Source organism: Ohtaekwangia kribbensis (genome assembly GCF_042676245.1).
GTDB lineage: Bacteria > Bacteroidota > Bacteroidia > Cytophagales > Cyclobacteriaceae > Ohtaekwangia > Ohtaekwangia kribbensis.
In genome coordinates this window covers 473,010-491,416 of sequence record NZ_JBHTKA010000004.1, presented here as the reverse complement: position 1 = coordinate 491,416, position 18,407 = coordinate 473,010, and the positions used below count along the sequence as shown (strand labels likewise).

At 38.7% G+C, this 18,407-nt stretch carries 16 protein-coding genes; all 16 read right to left on the bottom strand.

Annotated elements, in window-relative coordinates; genetic code table 11:
* Positions 1–287: 287 nt before the first annotated feature.
* The 16 genes from ACFQ21_RS15285 to ACFQ21_RS15210 all read right to left on the bottom strand — a co-directional run bounded on the left by ACFQ21_RS15285 (position 288) and on the right by ACFQ21_RS15210 (position 18,378).
* On the bottom strand, positions 288–710 hold the full coding sequence (locus ACFQ21_RS15285) for a hypothetical protein (RefSeq protein ID WP_377580138.1): 423 nt from the start codon (positions 708–710) through the stop codon (positions 288–290).
* A gap of 2 nt (positions 711–712) precedes the next feature.
* Entirely contained in the window at positions 713–1,579 is an 867-nt protein-coding gene (locus tag ACFQ21_RS15280) for a 3-hydroxyacyl-CoA dehydrogenase NAD-binding domain-containing protein (protein WP_377580137.1), read from the bottom strand.
* Positions 1,576–2,616 (bottom strand): phenylalanine--tRNA ligase subunit alpha, encoded by a 1,041-nt coding sequence (pheS, locus tag ACFQ21_RS15275; RefSeq protein ID WP_377580136.1) that lies wholly within the window; start codon positions 2,614–2,616, stop codon positions 1,576–1,578. The genes ACFQ21_RS15280 and pheS overlap by 4 nt, the downstream gene beginning before the upstream one ends.
* Positions 2,617–2,673: 57 nt before the next feature.
* A complete protein-coding gene (locus ACFQ21_RS15270; RefSeq protein WP_377580135.1) occupies positions 2,674–3,783 on the bottom strand; it encodes a glycosyltransferase family 4 protein in 1,110 nt (369 codons plus the stop codon).
* Between the two features lie 47 nt (positions 3,784–3,830).
* Positions 3,831–4,799 carry an NAD-dependent epimerase/dehydratase family protein gene (locus ACFQ21_RS15265; RefSeq protein ID WP_377580134.1) on the bottom strand — a complete coding sequence of 323 codons (969 nt, stop codon included), beginning with the start codon at positions 4,797–4,799 and terminating at the stop codon, positions 3,831–3,833.
* A 6-nt stretch (positions 4,800–4,805) separates the two neighbouring features.
* On the bottom strand, positions 4,806–5,624 hold the full coding sequence (locus ACFQ21_RS15260) for a glycosyltransferase (protein ID WP_377580133.1): 819 nt from the start codon (positions 5,622–5,624) through the stop codon (positions 4,806–4,808).
* A complete protein-coding gene (locus tag ACFQ21_RS15255) occupies positions 5,611–6,642 on the bottom strand; it encodes an O-antigen ligase family protein (protein WP_377580132.1) in 1,032 nt (343 codons plus the stop codon). Before ACFQ21_RS15255 ends, ACFQ21_RS15260 begins: the two co-directional genes overlap by 14 nt.
* Positions 6,643–6,924: 282 nt before the next feature.
* Positions 6,925–8,037, bottom strand: a complete 1,113-nt coding sequence (locus ACFQ21_RS15250) for a glycosyltransferase family 4 protein (RefSeq protein ID WP_377580131.1) — start codon at positions 8,035–8,037, stop codon at positions 6,925–6,927.
* Positions 8,034–9,203: an O-antigen ligase family protein gene (locus ACFQ21_RS15245; RefSeq protein WP_377580130.1), complete on the bottom strand. Its 1,170-nt coding sequence runs from the start codon at positions 9,201–9,203 to the stop codon at positions 8,034–8,036. Before ACFQ21_RS15245 ends, ACFQ21_RS15250 begins: the two co-directional genes overlap by 4 nt.
* Positions 9,204–9,215: 12 nt before the next feature.
* Entirely contained in the window at positions 9,216–10,010 is a 795-nt protein-coding gene (locus ACFQ21_RS15240) for a glycosyltransferase family 2 protein (protein WP_377580129.1), read from the bottom strand.
* Positions 10,000–10,974 carry a GDP-mannose 4,6-dehydratase gene (locus tag ACFQ21_RS15235; protein WP_377580128.1) on the bottom strand — a complete coding sequence of 325 codons (975 nt, stop codon included), beginning with the start codon at positions 10,972–10,974 and terminating at the stop codon, positions 10,000–10,002. The genes ACFQ21_RS15240 and ACFQ21_RS15235 overlap by 11 nt, the downstream gene beginning before the upstream one ends.
* On the bottom strand, positions 10,971–12,065 hold the full coding sequence (locus ACFQ21_RS15230) for a glycosyltransferase family 4 protein (RefSeq protein WP_377580127.1): 1,095 nt from the start codon (positions 12,063–12,065) through the stop codon (positions 10,971–10,973). Before ACFQ21_RS15230 ends, ACFQ21_RS15235 begins: the two co-directional genes overlap by 4 nt.
* A 6-nt stretch (positions 12,066–12,071) precedes the next feature.
* Positions 12,072–13,148, bottom strand: a complete 1,077-nt coding sequence (locus ACFQ21_RS15225; RefSeq protein WP_377580126.1) for a hypothetical protein — start codon at positions 13,146–13,148, stop codon at positions 12,072–12,074.
* Between the two features lie 32 nt (positions 13,149–13,180).
* Complete coding sequence (locus ACFQ21_RS15220) at positions 13,181–13,966, bottom strand: class I SAM-dependent methyltransferase (RefSeq protein ID WP_377580125.1); 786 nt, start codon at positions 13,964–13,966, stop codon at positions 13,181–13,183.
* Complete coding sequence (locus ACFQ21_RS15215) at positions 13,963–15,414, bottom strand: lipopolysaccharide biosynthesis protein (RefSeq protein WP_377580124.1); 1,452 nt, start codon at positions 15,412–15,414, stop codon at positions 13,963–13,965. The genes ACFQ21_RS15220 and ACFQ21_RS15215 overlap by 4 nt, the downstream gene beginning before the upstream one ends.
* Before the next feature lie 39 nt (positions 15,415–15,453).
* Entirely contained in the window at positions 15,454–18,378 is a 2,925-nt protein-coding gene (locus ACFQ21_RS15210; RefSeq protein ID WP_377580123.1) for a PQQ-dependent sugar dehydrogenase, read from the bottom strand.
* Positions 18,379–18,407: the final 29 nt, after the last annotated feature.

Here is an 18,407-nt window from a genome sequence, read left to right as displayed (position 1 = left end):
GCTGATGGTACTGGGATAATACCTGGGAGAGTAAGTCGTTGCCTTTCTTTTAACACAAGCCTTTGATAGAAATATCAAAGGCTTTTTTGTTTTATGGGCCTTCCAGAACTCTAAGTATAGATACCTATCTCCGGAGATAACTCCTTATCCTCCACGAGAAATCTGCAGAAAACAACAAGACAAAGAGTACTCGTAAGTGAGAATAATAATACAACTCACGCTCCTCTGAAAAATCAACCAATAAGAATAGTTTAAAGAACTAGCTCTAATGCGAGCTCCACAAAACTCTACTGAATAACCGAATCGGTAATGGTTAGCGTAGAACCGTTTAAGATAGTCTCATAACGCCTCAGTGGACGCCAGGCTACGCCACCCGTTGGATTACCATCGAATCCAAACATGGAGCCACAGCAAGGATCCATCAGGTATAGATTTGATGAATGGATTTCAACTGTCGAGCAAACATTGTTAGGCTGATAAGAACAGTTGCGCTCAAAAGCATAGTATAAGCTGGAGTTAACCTGGTGAAGGATAATTCCTTTAACACCCCCGCTATTTATATACTGATGTCCTGTGGTTTTTAACGTATTGTATTCCGGTAGATTCAAATTAATAACGATATCCTGAAAGGCTACATAAGGAATAGAATCGTCACTTAGATCAGAGGAACATCCCAGTAAAATAAAAAGTATTAAAACTCTCCAGCGCATTTCTACTCCTTGGTTTGATATATATAAAAACCTTTACCTGATTTCCTTCCTAAGAAACCTGCTTCAATTTTTTGTTGTTGAATTCTGCTCGGGCGGAATTTAGGATCCTGATGAAATGAATTAAACATAGACGAAGTCACTGCATAATTAACATCCATACCAATCAAATCCATTAACTCAAAAGGTCCCATTTTAAATCCTGTGGCCCGCATAAGTTGATCTACCGTCTGAAAATCAGAAACATTATCTTCCAGAATACGCAAGGACTCTGTATAAAAATGGCGCGCTACGCGATTCACGATAAAGCCAGGTGAATCCTTAACTAATACCGCAGCCTTCGAAATTTTAGAACTGAAATCTTTTAGAAAATTGATGGTTGATTCATCGGTAGCAGCACCTCTAACAATTTCTACCAGTTTCATTGCTGGTGCCGGATTAAAAAAATGCAATCCAGCGAATCGTCCGGGATACTTCAGTACGGATGCAATCAATGTTATGGAAATGGAAGAAGTGTTGCTGATCAGTATGCAATCTTGTCCATTAATTTTTTCGAGCTCAGAGAAAATCTTTTGCTTGACGTCAAGCTTTTCGATGACGGCTTCGATCGCCAAATCAATTTGAAGTGTTCTGAAGTCACCTGCAGCTTCAATCCTGCCGATGACTTCATTCTTATGTTGCTCTGTTATTTTTCCCCTCTCGACATGCGACTCGAGTGTTTTTCGAATCGTTGAAATTGCTGTTCTGATCAGCTCTGGTTGAATATCATATAGCATTACAGTATAGCCGGCCAATGCACACACCTGGGCAATTCCTTGTCCCATCGTGCCAGCGCCAATCACTGCAATCCTTTTTATATTCTCAATTGTCATGCAATATCACTGGTGTGAAATTGTTTTAAGAAGCGTATATCGTTTTCAGAATAAAGTCTCAGGTCGTTTACCTGGTAACGTAGCTGCGTCACACGCTCAATACCCATTCCAAACGCAAAGCCGGTATACTCCTGCGGATCAATACCACAGTTACGCAATACATTCGGATGAACCATGCCGGCACCAGCGATCTCCACCCAGCCACTGCGTTTGCAAACCACGCATCCTTCTCCTTTGCAGATAAGACAGGTGACATCAATCTCTGCGCTAGGCTCCGTGAAAGGGAAAAACGATGGTCTCAGACGAAGCTTTATATCCTTACCATACATCTCTTTGGCAAAGTGAAATAATGTCTGCTTCAGATCAGAGAAGCTTACATTTTTATCTACATATAGTCCTTCTACCTGGTGGAAGAAGCAGTGCGCTCGCGCGGATATAGCTTCATTCCGATACACACGGCCAGGCATGATGGCACGAATCGGAGGCTTTTGTTTTTTCATCAGCCTGATCTGTACGTTCGAAGTATGAGTTCTTAACAGTATATCCTGGGCATCAGTACTTCCTTTCTTTTCAATGAAGAACGTATCCTGCATTTCTCTGGCCGGGTGATTCTCCGGGAAGTTAAGTGCAGAGAAATTATGCCAGTCATCTTCAATCTCCGGGCCATCAGCCACATTGAATCCTAGTCTTTCGAAGATCTCAATGATTTTATAACGCGTTACTGATAACGGATGAAGATTGCCTAATGTATTAGGAATTCCCGGAAGGGTAAGATCAATATCAGTTTGAGCAGATGGATTTGATTCAAGCTGCTCGTTCAATACAGTCAGCTTATTTTCAGCGGCTTGTTTGAGCTCGTTCAGGATTTTACCGACAATTTTCTTTTCCTCAACAGGCACCTGCTTCAGCTCTTCAAACAAATCACCAATAACTCCTTTACGACTTATATAGCGGAGTCTGAAGTTTTCAACCCCTTGTTTATCATTCGCTGTAAAAGCCTCTACTTCCTGAATAAGTGATTTAATTTTCTCTTGCATTGGTATCAAATGAACGACACCAAAAATACAATATAGTGTTGTATTGCCCTAACGTTGTTAGTCTTCGAGTTCTTTGGGAGATAGTCTGCCCAGAATTAATCGGTCGAGCGTCACGCTGAGAACAAAAGAAAGCACGATAACTCCGGTGAGAATGTATCGCTCAGAAAAGTTATGGAATATCAACGCTAGGCCTATATAAAACAGGTGAGCGCCTGCAAGAATCAGCGTTGTTTGACTGTGAGTCATGCCCAGACGCATGATGGCATGATGGATATGGCTCTTGTCTGGTTTAAAAGGTGATTGCCCTTTTAAAATCCGAAGTAAAACAATGCGCAAGGTATCTACTAGCGGGATGATGATGAAGCAAGCCGCTGTACCAATGGAGGCATTAAATCGGTAAGGATAATGCTCCGGTAAATTATAGTTGAGATCAATGAAACGAATAGTAAGCATCGCCAGCATCATACCAATTACCAATGCACCCGTATCGCCCATGAAAACTTCCGAAGGCTCCCAGTTAAAAATGAGGAAGGCGAAAATTGCACCTACCATGGAGAATGATAGAATAGAGAAAATAAAATCATCTATCAAAAAGAACCAAACTCCAAAAGCAATAAGAGAAAGTGTGGCAATTGTACCTGCCAATCCATCTAACCCGTCAATCAGGTTGAATGAATTTGTTATAACAATAATGGTGAAATATGTGAGGAGATAACTAACAATATCCGGCAATTCGAAGATGCTGAAAAGGCCATAGAACGATTTGATTCTCAGGTCAAAAAGAAATATTAGCAGAGATGCAGCCATAATCTGACCCATCAATTTTATCATCCATCGCAGAGGAACGAGGTCATCGCGAACACCAATAAAAAAGATTACAGACAGTGCTACCATAATGAATTTTATAGTGCCCCAGCTCTGTATATCAATCCATATCAGCGATGAAATGAAAAAGCCAATGAAAATGGCGATGCCGCCCATGGAAGGAGTTACCTTTTTATGGATTTTTCTCCGGCCTGGAATATCCACCAGATTTTTTTGCAATGAATATTTGATGATCACCGGGACGATCAAAAAAGCAATGACAAAAGAAGTAGTAGCAGCAGCAAGCTGAATAGCCATAAATAAAAATAACTGCCAAAAATAGTGAATGGTAATTAAATCCACTCACCTGTTGACCTAAAAACTACAGCTTCGCAGATGTAGGTAAGACTTTAAGAATTATCAGATGCTTTATACCACTGAACCATCTTCCGCAGACCATCGTATGTAGTGTATTTCGGTGTATAGCCTTCGTTGAAAAGTTTTTTAGCAGAATGATAGGTTTGTGTGCCGAGCTTTTTTATACGTGCTGTAGAGATAGGAAGATTTTTACCGGTTAGTTTAATAATAAGATCGAAAGGAAGTCCCACCAGTATACCAGCAAATCGTGGTACAGTAAGTTTTACTTTTTTATTCAATGCATCTGCTATTGTATCTCCGATCTGTCGTGCTGTAAGTTGAGGTTCATCTGCATAGTTATATACTAAAACCCCCGGCCTCATACGCTTCATCAGGAATAACGTAGCTTCCACTACATTTTCTACGTATGCTATTGATTTTACATTGTCTGCTTTACCAAGATGGAAATAAAGTCCTGAGTCAATCTGTCGAATCAGATTTCGCATGTTCGCCAGATTGTTGGGGCCAAATACAATCGTAGGACGAATGATCAATACTCTTCTCTCCGAATTTTCAGCAGCCCATTGTTCGAGTACTTTTTCTCCTGCGAGTTTAGATGCTCCATAGGGTGAATCAGGCTCCGGATTCATTTCTTCATTGGAAACATTTTGCCGGATGCCATATACCGCTACTGACGAATAGAATACTATATTCTTAATGTTGAACTCCGATGCCAGCTTGCAGATAATGCGCGTTCCTTCTTCATTGGTGTCAAAATACTCATCGTGTCCGATACCGAAGTCATGATGCTTGGCAGCCAGCGAAATAATCGTGGTTATATTTTTACCGTCTAATGCTTTTCTGACATCATCTTCTATGCGAATATCTCCTTCAATATAGGATGCCTGGTGGTTGAATGAAGGCTTAACCAAATCAAGATTGATGAACTCATCTTGTGAAAGCAATTTGTGAAAATGACTTCCTATAAAGCCGGAACCTCCGGTAAGTAGTATACTCTGCATCGTAAATCAGTTGATTAAATATTCATTCACTATTCGTTGATTAATTTTTCTTCGTTCACGATCAAACACCCAGCCCCATTTGGTAAAGTATATAAAAGCACCGTGGATGTTATACAACATTAGTTTGAAATTCTTATATGATCCCTTCGCATAGTAATGATACACCTGAACATGCGGATAAAATATAGTTTGATAGTGTTGATGAATTCTTCGCGTAAGATCGGCATCTTCTATGTACATAAAGATGGCTTCGTCAAAGAGACCTACTGTTTTTAGCGACTCTGATCGTATGAACATAAAGCATCCGGATAGATACGCTATGTTCATTATTTTATTGTAGCCGCTGTCGATTAGTTCGTATCTTTTGTTTCGCTCCTGCATCCCCCATGGAAAAAATCTTCTTAGGATAAGGTCAACAGGTGTAGGCAGTAATTTGCAAAGATGCTGTACTGTACCATCGGGGTAGAGTATTTTAGGCATAACCTGGCCCACAGATTTATTTTCTTCCATGTACTTGAATAGATCTTCGAGCACATTCTCTCCGAAGTATATATCTGGATTCAAAACTAGGTGGTAATGAGATTCCGTTATGGCTTTCTTTAATGAAATGTTATGAGCCTTTCCAAAACCCAGGTTCTTGTTATTGAAAATATATTCCGTGCGTTCGTCTTTCTTTAAAGACTTGAGTTCATCTGTAGGAGAGTTGTCTATTAAGTATAGCTTGAAATTAAGTTTGCTTTTATATACGCTTTCAATTGCCTGTCCAACAATATCCGGATTGGATTTGAACAGTACAATGGAAACGGTTAGATCATATTTTTTCATCTCTTGCGTTGCACAGGTGTAAGTAAAATAATGCATTAAAAAAAGCGTAAAGCACAACACCCGTATGCCGGCTTATCAGGTTCTCTGTTAGCAATGATAAGAGTATTGTTAATAGAAAAACAGCGTAAATATAATCGGCTGCCCGGATAGAACGAAGAAGAAGTATGAGTTGACCAGCTAAAAACAGAAGCCCTCCCAGTAATCCTCCAATGAGTAAAAACATGAGGTATTGATTGTGTGTATTAAAGTGTGTGGTAGTGTAGCGCGCATTGCATGCGTCCATTGCTTTCTTGGTACCGAGAAGGCCATATCCGGTGATGGGCTTTTCCTGAAATAAATGGACAGCATTTTCCCACAACGTTATTCGATGAAGATTTGTGCTCGATAGGTCTTGTTGTGCTGTATTATCAGAAGAACCTAGATCGGTAATGATGGTTTGTACCCGGTAAAGACTTGCCGGGAATAAGGCCAGCACAATAATAATCGTAGCAAAGAAACTGATCAACGTGGCTCTCTGTATACGTTTTGATGAATGGAATACAGCGTATATGGTGACTAGTAACAGAACAATAAAAAGAATGATCAGTGACATTTTACTGCTTAATAAAAAGATCTCCGTGATTAAGAGGAAAATGCCTCCTATGATAAATGTATTGGACCATCTGGATCGCCCCAGTAAAGAAATTCCGAAGATAATGGCAGTTATAAAGTATACACCTAAATAGGTAGGGTGAAATTTGATGGAGCTTGCAAACTCCATATACAAAAAGTATCCCCAGTTTATAAGACCAATGGGATGATCTTCATAGAACTTTAATGTCTCAACGAAATTCCAATTGTGTATCATGCGCTCGTGATCGGTATGGTTTTTCCATAACGCTAACACGAGGCAAAACAACGCAGCGGCTATACTACCGATGAAAAAGGATAGCTTGCTCAGGTATTTCCTTTTGGCTGTGGCGCCCGTCAAAAGAATTAGGAAGGGAAAAATGGCGAGTGTAAGATAAGTTTCCAACACAGTCGACCCTTTTTTTAAATCACCATGCGCTATATCCAAAACAAACCCATACAAGGTAATGATGAATGGGATAATAATTACATAGAGATCACTCCATCTTCTCTTTCCGAGTGATTTTGGTTCTGATAAAATTGAAGTAAGTACTGCAGTTGAGAACAGTACAATAACATAATTGAATATTCGGTTAGGACAGAAAAAAGTTAAAGGTGTCAGGATATAAAATATATCAAACAGCTTTTCTTTTCTTTCCTTGAAATATTCAATGACCATGGATAAAGAAATTTATTGATTATACATGGAAAGATAAAGCTTCTGGTAACTGGCTGACATTTTCTTAGCACTCAACTCCTGCTCAATAATATTTACTGCAGCTTTTCTTAAAGAGCTGTATTCTTTTTTCATTAAAGCGTTGATGCTCTTTGAAAGACCTTCATGATCGCCACACCTGAAGGTAGTTCCGGCATCTGTATTGATAGACAGTATTTCATGATGTGCTGCGATTTCAGAGAGACATACCGGAAGTCCGCATGCAAGCGCTTCTATAACCGTGTTGGGAAGACCTTCAGACCATGAAGCCGATAAGAAAAAGTCAGACACCTCAAAATAGTTTACGACATCTCTAATATAACCTTTGAATATGATATTCTCTGAAGTATATGTGTTCCTTAACTCTTCCTCCAGCGCACCTGTTCCCAGCAGGAGCAATACCGAGTTATCTGCCTGTTCACTGTTGAGAAAACCTTTAATCAGTGTATGCGGATCTTTTCGCGTACACAATGAGCCTACTGAGATAAAAATTTTTTTATTGGAAGGAAGGTTGAGTTCAGATCTCCTTTGAGTGATTGCACCCGGTGACAGAGGTCTGAATATAGCAGTGTCTACACCATTCGGTATGAAATCAATTGAATCTACTTTGTCTTTATATACTTCGTATACGGACTTTGAACAGGCGACAACCTTTTCAAGATGATTAACATGTTTGATTTGTGTATAAGCAAAATAGTCTCCTATAGGACGACTATAAGTATTTATATAGTTGTCTTTAAGGTTTGCGTGCAGTGTACTTATTCGTATATGGCCTTTGAGATGTTTTGCGGCAAAAACATCAGGCCGCAGCGAATGGCTATGAATAATATGCGGCTCTATTTTGGCTATATATTGCTTAAGAGTTCTTCCTCCGGATATGATCCACGAAATTCTGCTTTGATCAAATTGATATACAGTAACACCCAGCGCTTCAAAATCTCCCTTACGTGACCGGGCAGGTTCTGGTGAAAGCGTTAAGATCATCGGCTCAACAAGTGTTCTGTCCAGATACTTAATAATATTGTAGATCACGTTGGTCGGACCGCCACTCTCTAATGTAGATACAAAAAACAGAACTTTAGTTTTCATTTTGCACTTACTTCAATCTTTTGAATTTCGGTCTTTTCTAGAAGGAAGATTATAGCCAGTGATACATACAAAAAAGGCATAAATGTAATTGAGGAAGAAAGTGTCGTTATGAGAAACGGGACAATAATGAATAGCGCTTTTCTATTGGTAGCCACGGTCAATTGAACAAACATCGAAACGATAATAAACAATCCAAATATGCCGGATTCAATAAAAAATACCATAAAAAAATTGTGGGCATATATTCCAAGCCGTTCTGATGAGTTAGAGAAACCAATACCGAAGAGCAATTCACTTAATGATGCGTCAGATATGTACTTGTAGACCACTTTAATTATATCCAGCTTCGATTGAAAGCTGAGATCAGACTCTATCTTCTGTTGAAGATAGAGCTTATAGAAAAGGCTTAGTGTAACGGAGAAAAAGAGAAAATTAATAAGGTAGAATGTGAATTTTTGCTTGCGTAGAAAACGAATATAGATCCATCCTAAAAATGCACCTACCCATCCTGCACGAGAAAATGTTAACACTAAAAGAATAATCAATGCGATTTTGGATTTTGTCCGCTGTTCCCCTCGTTCAATTTCCATGTAGAATATGAAAAAGAGAATAATGATAATGTGAATAGCAACGGCATTACTATCAACATACATCAGGCCTCCAAATTTATATTGATAAATCCACCTCGGATCACCACTTTCCTCAAATACGGCATATTCGGTTTGAGGATGTGTTATTCTCCAGATGCATTCAATAATCAATAACAACGTTGAGTATGTAATGAACTTCGAAACAAGTGAATTTAATTTTTGGAGCGTTAACTGGCGCGCAAAGAACACGACAACGAGATAATAACAGATGGCAAATGTTACACCCATGTATCTCCCGAGTGGTGCTCCAATGAAGGTTTGCGTAACTGAAAAATAGAGTATGGCAATTGCAGGAATAATAAGCGAATTCGATATATATAGCTTTCTGTTGAAGCTGAATAGTAATAGGCTGCCGATAAAGAATAATACAAGTGTAGGAGGAACTATGAGAATTGTATGACTTGTAAAGCCGCAAAAAGGAATAATGAGGCCAAGTGCAAAATGCATTAGCTTTTCCCGGCCAATCACGAAAAGATTGACGTTGTAAGCAGGTAGTATTCTTTGCACTACTTTCACAGGTCAGTAGGTTTATCGTTTCAAAATCCTTGTTAGCGACTTGGTTAGTTTATCACCTAATATTTTTTTTATCAAAATATTCAGGTAAATATAGGCAAGGAAGAATTGGTAGTAAATCCACTTTGTAACAGAAAACTGATATGTTAAAGCTATATCTCTCTTATCACGTATCGCGGTAATAATTCTTTTCTTTGTTGTGCCTTCAGTGCCGTCAAAGTAGCAAATTATTATTGGCAGCTCCTGAAATCGTTTCCCTTCAATATAGGCTCGGTAAAAAATATCATGATCGGCACCAATTTTATAGTTAAGATTATATTTATACTCTTTCATTAACGATGTTCTTACAAAGCATGCCTGATGGCAAAACGGAGAATGTTTCCACATCGCTTCAAGCGGGTATTTCCTGAATGTTGTTTCAAAATCTACATATTGAATGATAGCATCACCATACAAAATGTCGGCACTGTATTTCTGCGCGAAGAGTTTAAACACATCTGGTGAAGCAAATCGATCTCCGCAGTTCATGAAGTTGATCCATTCTCCTGTGGCTTTATCAATAGCTTTATTCATGGCGTCATAAATGCCTTTGTCAGGGGCACTAATCCAATAAGCGAGTTGACTCTCATACTTCTTGATTATATCAATGGTGCCGTCAGTACTTCCTCCATCCATGATAATGTATTCGATATTTTTGTACGTCTGGCTCAGAACACTTAAAATGGTTTTTTCAAGGTTTTTTGCTCCATTAAATACTACGGTAACAACAGTGATAACCGGATTACTATTGGTTATAGCTCTATCGATCATTTTTCTGATTATGTAGATTTGTTGCTTCTTCCTGTATAAGTTGATCTAACACTTCCTCAAACGTCATAGAATACGACCATCCCAGCAATTCCCTGGCTTGAGAGTTGTCTCCATAAATATCAACGATATCAACCGGTCTATATAGATTTTGATCTACGACCACCTTGCTGCCATCTATTCCCAACTTTTTAAAGACATATTCAATAATGTGTCTTAACGATATGGATTTACCAGAACAGATGATAAAATCACGTGGTTCCTGGTGCTGAAGCATGAGCCACATAGCCTCCACGTATTTAGGAGCATATCCAAAATCTCTCTTAACATCAATATTACCTACGCGAAGAAATTCAAGTTTACCTGATTTGATCTTGAAGCTGTCTTGCAATACTTTTTTTACAAAAAATGTGTTTGATCGCAGATAGGATTCATGATTAAATAAAATTCCATTGCATACAAAAAGATTATAGGACTCCCGGAAGTTAACAACCGTCCAGTAATTAGTCGCTTTGGAAATTGCATATGGACTTAGTGGATGCATAGGAGTGGTTGTAGTTACCGGAAGATTAACCACTTTACCAAACATCTCTGAGCTGGAAGCCTGATAGAATTTAATAGAGTTATCAACGATCCGGATTGCCTCTAATAAATTCAGCACCGAGCTTACGTTGTAGTGAATGGTTGCCGTTGGCTGAGCAAAAGATAAACCTACGGAGCTCTGCGCTGCCAGATTATAAATTTCTGTGGGGTTATGTTTTTCAATAATTCGGATAATAAAAGGCAGATCGCAAAGGTCACCTTCCTCAAAAATAATTTTATCCTGAATGCCGAGATAGGTAAGGTTATAATGATTTGTCGGATGGTTATTGCGGGTTATCCCTACAACTGTATATCCTTTATCAAGAAGCAACTGCGCTAAGTATGCCCCATCCTGGCCCGAAATCCCCGTTATAAAAGCCGTCATCCTAGTATATTTTTGTATAAGGCATGAGATTGCAAAGCGGTCTTCTCCCAAGTGAACTCCTTCGTGCGCCCAGCACCTTTACGTTTAAGTTCGTTCTGAAGCTTTGTATCACCAATTAACCGTTCAACAGCTGAACGGATGGACTCTTCATCTGTTGGTTCAAAATACAACGCAGCGTCACCGCCTACCTCAGGCAAAGAGCTTGTGTTGCTCGCCAGAACCGGACATCCGCAGCTCATAGCTTCCAATAAAGGTATTCCAAATCCTTCGTATAAAGAAGGGTATATGAAAGCGATTGCGTTACTATACAGTGTATAAAGACTGTCATTTGACCCTGGGTATTGTTCGATTTGACTCTCGATTTTTAACGCGTTAAATAACTCATACTCTTCTTTGTTAAACTTGCCACCACCGGCACAGAGCAGGAATAAGTCTTTTGATTTGCGCAATACGGGAGCGATAGCCTTTACGAATACTGTAAAATTCTTGTACAAATTTCTGTTGCCAACGTAAAGCAGGTATTTGTTTTTTTTGTCCGTAGGTATAAAAGACGGACTTGAAGTTGGTTCTAAAGAATTAGCAAGGTATATAACCTCAACCCGTTCTTCTGGAATGTTGTAAAATTTAATGAGATCGTTTTTGGTATGTTTTGAAATAGCTATGATTTTATCAGCTCTTTCCAGAACACGTTTCTTCATGTCCAGCGATTTCGTGTCATTCTGGATATAAATTTCATGGATAAGGTCATAGCAGGTTACTACCGTGGGTTTTTTGTTACGCCCCAGGTGATATGGGTGGTAGTAAGTTGGGTGGAATATATCGTAATCATCTTTTCTCATCGACAATCGTGTCAATGAAGTGTCAAGTTTCATCATCAATGTGCCTTTCCCTTTGATGTTATAGTTTGGGAAGAACGGTGTTGACTTGATCACTTTGTTATCAGTTAAATATTCGTTATTTGAAAACAAAATGGGAAACTTAAGTGTCACGTCCGGGTATTTATGAAGGTGGTTTATAACTTCCACAAAATACCTTGAAATACCACCGTAGTTTTGAAAAGCAAAAATTTGATGATCAAAAAATATTCTCATTGTTCCTTAGCTTAATTTTAAAAGTAAATTTAAAATGTCTACAATCTGAGGTATGCCATCGTTGCCGCGAATTGTCATTGCTTCTTTAATAACATCTGCCCTATTTCGTTTGGAATACACATTTAATAATTTGCCGATCACCCGAAAAATAAATGTGGTTTTAAAATCCGCTTCAGTTATTTTAAATTTTATTATAGGTTTAATCAGAGCCGTTGGTACGCGCATTCTTCTTAGAAATAAACAAGTGTTGATATAATTCGTAAACGTGCTTTGATAGTGAATAAAAGCAACGCTCTTGTCTATAATTTTAATTTGCAAGTTATCTCCTAAAGTAAAATTGCTTTTGCTGCTGGTTTGCGGTTGGTGCCACATTTTTATAGCCAGTGCATTTTGAATAAAGTAATAATTTGAATTGAAGATTGTATCGCTAGTGTCTTGCGGAATTTTCCCTGAGGAAACCAGGTATTCTAATAAATCCTGATCGCTGCCTATAGGATTTCTATAGAGCGATTCGTTGGCCAATTGAATATCTCGTTGTTTACACTCGTCTTTAACTTGAAAGGCTTCGTTAGAGTATTCGATGATGTTGCTATCTAGTTCATTCAACTCTTTTTCGTATATACTAAACCACTCATGATTTGAAACGGTTAGTAGTACCGGGCAACCTTGTAACATAAAGGTCTTTCCGGAAGTATCACGAGCCAGGTCATTCAATGAAGTATGTAGAACTATGTCACTATCTAAATGCCAGAACTGTGGTTTGCCAGGATTGTTTTTATGTATGTTATAAAACGCGATCCAGCGTAAAAGACAATTACGTTCATATCTGCTATAGAAGCGATCCAGATTAGGATATCGCTTTACAATGTCCTGAAACTCGGTGCAGTAATTAATAACGTTAAACCCATACTCGTTTAGCCTTGATAAGTATTTTTCTGATACTTTGTCAATTCCTTCCAGGAATACGACATAGAACGGTACTTTGGAATTATACCTTTTTATGCTTTCAGCTAAAGCTTCAAAAGGTATATTTTTTTTGAAATCGTCTTCATTTGTCTGGCACCAAACTGCTGTGTAAAACATGATCTGACCCGAATTTATTTACTAATTGATGTTCAGTTATTGAGTTTCTGTTTTATAAAATTGTAGTCTTGCTGCAGAAGCGATGGCTGTCTAGCGTACAGAACATTGTAAAGAGATGCAATCTTTGATTTTGCGAGCAATCTAAATATATTCTGATTTAGCCTTTTTGGAGTCAATAGATGTATGTTATTAAAATTCGAGTAAACATTCAGATTGAAAATTTCGGCAATTCGTTTCAGTGTTTCAAAACTGTAGAGTGCAATATGTTGGCCTGTTTCCGGTGCGAGATATTCCCATTCGCTTACTCGCATGGTTGAAGACTGCAGTTCAGTAGAGAATAGAATGCTGTCTCCATAGTTCAATATTTTTTGAATTTCTGAAATGGGATCCTCCAGGTGTTCGAATACCTCAAAGGTTGTAATTACTTCAAACTTTGTCTCACCGGGCAAGTCAGTAATGTCGAAATTCTTGGCAAAAGTATTTTCACAGTACTTGTCCTGACGATAAAAATCAAATCCACGATCTCTCATCAATCTCACGAATAAACCATAACCCCCTCCATAGTCGAGAAATTTAGATTTATCGTTAAAGAATTTGGTTAATATAGCTTGAGAGACTGTTGATAAATATAGATTTCGATAGACGAGCCCAATGTCAAGTGAGGTTATAATGTTTTCGTATGCTTCCTTTATCCAATAGGCTTTCTCGGTCTGAATAAACCCACAACTGTTGCATTTAAAATAACTGACATCGTATTTGTTAAGTACTTTTTTAACAAACAGTCTGTCGCTTTCACTTTGACATATATTACATTTCATGACCGTTGAATTTGTGATCGGAAGATTAATTTATAATAAAATACGAGCATTATGAGACACAAAATATCGACCACTATGTTATTCTGTGTATAAACCAGTAAAAAAATCAATCCCGGAAGAGCGACAGCCACTGAGCTTAAGATACTATTGTTCGAAAGTACTTTTTTGTTGAAGTAATACATTTGGATTGGCGAAACAACCAACCCCGATACTATAAGCCCTATTACCAGTCCCTTTGTTTCCATGAAGTGGAACATTAGTGGAATAAATATAGCTCTCGATGCCAGGTTTATAAGCATGAAGACAGTATTTAGCCTGAAGTAATTGCTGCTATTTAAGAAGTAGTATGGAATTATAGTAGTAGCCATTATCAGATTATAGCATACAAACAGACTGATAAATTCTATTGTATGACTGTAGGTCTCATTCTTTAGCCAATAAAGAATAAACGGATCTTTAACGATATAAAATAGCGAAAGAATTATTGTTACTATAGATAGAAAGTAGAATTGAATTTTATTATATAGTAAATCAACTCTTTCTCCTGCATATATTTTTTTAGAAATAACAGGAAAGATCCATGAGATGGAGGCTGAAAGAAAACTATGTATTTGAGTAAATACCGTTAGTGCCAATGAATAGTATGCAAATACTTTGATGTCTGATAACGAAAGCACTATAAATTTATCGACCTGACCTGACGCAATACCGATGATGGATTGGAACCACGTCCAGATGCCAAAGCTGAATATTTCCCTGATGTATTTTTTTTCAAATGAAGGGATGAAACTAGTGAACTTCGTAAATCTGTATACCATCCACCCCTCTACAAAAAGATATATGGTAGTTATGACACAAGAACTTATAAAGATGTAGAGAAGTGAGTAATTCAGTGATACAAGTATCAAATTTGCCACCAGGGAACTCACCTTGCCAAATAGTGATAATTTGGCCGAAAGGTCATATCGTTCGAACCCTTTAAAAACGGCAAGGAAGATTTGCTCGATGAACTTTAGCCCCAACGTAACACCCGCTATTTGTATAGTCTGAAATATTAATTCGTTATTCTTAGAGGGGAGGTTAAGCCAATTGTATTCTCGAATGATGAATGCCAGAATTATAGTAACGATTACCACTATTACACAAAGTACAAGATAGACAGCGTAGGTCGCTTCTATTACTTTGTTGACCTTGTGTTTATTTCCTTCGACAATATATTTAGATATGAATTTAACAGTTGCGTCACCAAGCCCTATATTAAGAATGCCGATACTCGCTATTATTGTATTAACGAACATCCACAGTCCGTATAGCTCTACTCCCAGTTTATTAATGAAAATTGGGGTAGCCAGAAGCATGAGTGTTGGGTAGGCAACAGCATCAAGTGAACTCCATGTTGCATTCCATAGATTCTTGGATCTGATAAAGTTTAGAAAAACTTGTTTCACGCGATCAATGGTCAGTTGCTTGTATCGAATTTAGTGTTGTCAAAGTTTGGTGATTTTTCTTAGGTATTGGGAGTTTCCGACCGATACTTTCACTACATATAAACCGGCAGGCAAACTCGATATGTCTATTAGCATTTTTGATCTGGATGTGTAAAATAAATTTTTACTAAGCATTGGCTGTCCAAGGTTATTGTAAAATACTATATGGTTTGGTTGTTCTGATCCAATACTTTCAATTGTTATAGTGTGTGAAGAAGGATTGGGGTATATTGTTATCTCTGCCTGTGATAAAAAATAGTCCTCTTTCAAAGATATCTTTTTTATTAGAGTGTCGGCAAACCCAGCCCTATCCTGCGCGATAAGAGAGAGTCTTAGGTAGGAATTCTTCGAGTAATTCAAATAGTCGGGAATTGTGTGAACTATTGAATCTACGTTGTTGATGGTAGAAAGGTGAACGGTGTCATCTGAGTTGATTAAAGATATTGTCCATTCGCTATCTGTATCTTTCAGTGGTTGCATCTGCCAATCTGCTACGCTGGCTTTAAAAGAAATAGTTTCCCCTGGAGAAAAAGTGTCCTGTTCCCTAATGAAGCTCAGGGTCGGTTTGTAGTACCTATCATAGAGAACGTTATGGGGTATGATTTCCTTTGGTAAGTTGCCACTACTCCAAGATAGATTTATAGATGCCGCTCCTGCATCTTCATAGTAATGAACTTTTATTGGATGAATGCCTGCCGCGAGTACTTTGTTTGCAATAAGCTCGTCCTCTGGGGCGCTTTGCAGGTTAGCAATCAGTACATCGTTATCAATTGATAACTTAACGCCATCATCTGAGTTTATGTAAAATGTATATAAGTTTTCAGAAGGTATACGTATGTATCCTTGCCACACAATACTAAAATAGTCTCCGGCAAGATTACCGATAGGAGGTTGATATCCCCAATTAAAATCCAGTCGAGAATCAATACGAGTTGTATCGGGAGAACCTTCAAAGTTTAATGCACCATTAAAGTATTGACCATTCAAACCTGATCCATTGCCAAAATAAACTTTGTTGAAGTTTCCGGTGAATAAAAATACGGTATCGTTTTTCGGGGTGTTAAAATTAATTGAAGTCTCGGTGTCGGTTGGATATAGATATTCGCCAACTATTTGGTTAGACGAAACGGAAAGATTCCGGGTCATACCTGCTACTGCTGTTAACGTAAAGGGGGTCATGTGCAAAGCTCCGTCCAGAAATACGGGGAAAGGAGCTATAGCATCGTAAGAGGTTGTTACCGTAATTGTTGATGTTAGCGGATATATATCTGTATAGGTACTTTTGGAAAGCCCTACTTCATTTTGCGCTTCCAAATGTACCCGATACCAGACATTGCTTGAAGTTTCTCCTACACGAGGGACAATAAAGGCAACGGAGTCTGTTCCTTTGATGTTGGTGAGTATAGGATGCGAATGATGATCGTGATGAAAATCAACTTTCCAGCTTAATGCTGACGAAGGCAAGGTGCCCTGAGTATCATCCGATGCAGAGCCTTTTATAATGATTGTATCGCCTGCTATATATAGCGATCTGCCGGCATACGTGCTTAGGCCCATAGCGGGTTCCGGGCGTGTTCTTGCTGTTACCGTTAACTTTGCGGCCTGACTTGTGGCCTGTCCTTTTTCATTTTCTGCGATGCAGGTAAATATAGCATCGTTGTCACTCAGTGTAACATTCTTTAGCTGAAGAGCAGATGCAGTTGCATCGGCGATAATTGAACCATTTCTCTGCCATTGATAGTGTAGTGGAGCATCGCCCATCGCTGTAACGGAGAAAGTTACCGTGTCGCTAACAGAAGCAATAACAGATTCCGGATGGACCGCTATACGCGGAGAGCCATCGGTACTATAGGTAATTTTCCATACGCTGCCTTGATTGCCACCGCCAAAAGATCCAATGTACATTTCTCCCTGATCACTTACTTTGATAAATGTGGGGCCATTACCATTTTCAAGAAACAGGCTCGCAGTATGTGCTTCCGGGTCCAACGCTTTAACAGTATTATTACAGTAATCGCCAAAGAAATATTTATTCTTGAATTCATCAGGAAAAACGCTCACCTGCGGATTGTAAAATGCTGCACCTGTAATGGCACAACCTTCAGCATGCGAGTATGTATATACCGGGTCAATATAGTTTTCAGGAGGCGCAACACCGCTGCTGCTCAACATACCTTCAACAATGGGCCAGCCGTAATTTTTACCAGGTAAAATATTATTAATCTCTTCGTAGTCCGATTGGCCTACATCACTGGCAAAAAGAGTATCACCATTAAAATCGAACGTGAAGGGATTTCGTAAACCATAGGCATAGATTGATTTATATATACCTTGATTGGTTGTGTAGAAAGGATTGTCAGTAGGTACTGAACCATCCGGGTTGATGCGCAGAATTTTTCCGAATAAGCTGTTCTGACTTTGGGCCAATGCCGGGGTACCGCCATCGCCAACGGCTATGTATAATTTTCCATCAGGTCCGAATTTAATGTCGCCTCCATTATGAATAACGGCCGTGGTGAAATCGAATTCCATTAGTATCTCTTCCTCTTCGTAATGGATGTGATTGTCGTGAAGTTTAAAGCGACTTAGTCTGTTGTAATTGGCGTTCTGAACAGAATAGTATAGGTATATATACTGATTAAATTCAAAATCAGGATCGAAAGCAATGCCATAGAGGCCTCTTTCTCCTGTATTGTCTACCGGTATAACGCCTACGGGTTCATCGTGTACGATATCGTTCTCAACCAGAAGAATATTTCCTGTTAGTTCAGTTATAAAAAGTCTGCCGTTAGGGTCAAAATTTAAGGCAACCGGATTAATGCCCGATACAATTTGCTGTGCAATGAATCCTTCCGGAAGCGTTGGCTGCCCGAGGCAAAAATTATACAATAAAAATACAGATAGTGTCAGGGGTAATCTTCTCATAACGAATCGGCAACAGCAGCATAGATGAG

What these genes read in the sequence shown, in the direction of transcription:
- ACFQ21_RS15265 (WP_377580134.1), bottom strand. Translation starts at nt 4,799, where the DNA reads ATGCAGAGTATACTACTTACCGGAGGTTCCGGCTTTATAGGAAGTCAT.
- ACFQ21_RS15220 (WP_377580125.1), bottom strand. Translation starts at nt 13,966, where the DNA reads ATGAAATGTAATATATGTCAAAGTGAAAGCGACAGACTGTTTGTTAAA.
- ACFQ21_RS15225 (WP_377580126.1), bottom strand. Translation starts at nt 13,148, where the DNA reads ATGTTTTACACAGCAGTTTGGTGCCAGACAAATGAAGACGATTTCAAA.
- ACFQ21_RS15285 (WP_377580138.1), bottom strand. Translation starts at nt 710, where the DNA reads ATGCGCTGGAGAGTTTTAATACTTTTTATTTTACTGGGATGTTCCTCT.
- ACFQ21_RS15280 (WP_377580137.1), bottom strand. Translation starts at nt 1,579, where the DNA reads ATGACAATTGAGAATATAAAAAGGATTGCAGTGATTGGCGCTGGCACG.
- ACFQ21_RS15230 (WP_377580127.1), bottom strand. Translation starts at nt 12,065, where the DNA reads ATGAGAATATTTTTTGATCATCAAATTTTTGCTTTTCAAAACTACGGT.
- pheS (WP_377580136.1), bottom strand. Translation starts at nt 2,616, where the DNA reads ATGCAAGAGAAAATTAAATCACTTATTCAGGAAGTAGAGGCTTTTACA.
- ACFQ21_RS15250 (WP_377580131.1), bottom strand. Translation starts at nt 8,037, where the DNA reads ATGAAAACTAAAGTTCTGTTTTTTGTATCTACATTAGAGAGTGGCGGT.
- ACFQ21_RS15240 (WP_377580129.1), bottom strand. Translation starts at nt 10,010, where the DNA reads ATGATCGATAGAGCTATAACCAATAGTAATCCGGTTATCACTGTTGTT.
- ACFQ21_RS15210 (WP_377580123.1), bottom strand. Translation starts at nt 18,378, where the DNA reads ATGAGAAGATTACCCCTGACACTATCTGTATTTTTATTGTATAATTTT.
- ACFQ21_RS15235 (WP_377580128.1), bottom strand. Translation starts at nt 10,974, where the DNA reads ATGACGGCTTTTATAACGGGGATTTCGGGCCAGGATGGGGCATACTTA.
- ACFQ21_RS15260 (WP_377580133.1), bottom strand. Translation starts at nt 5,624, where the DNA reads ATGAAAAAATATGATCTAACCGTTTCCATTGTACTGTTCAAATCCAAT.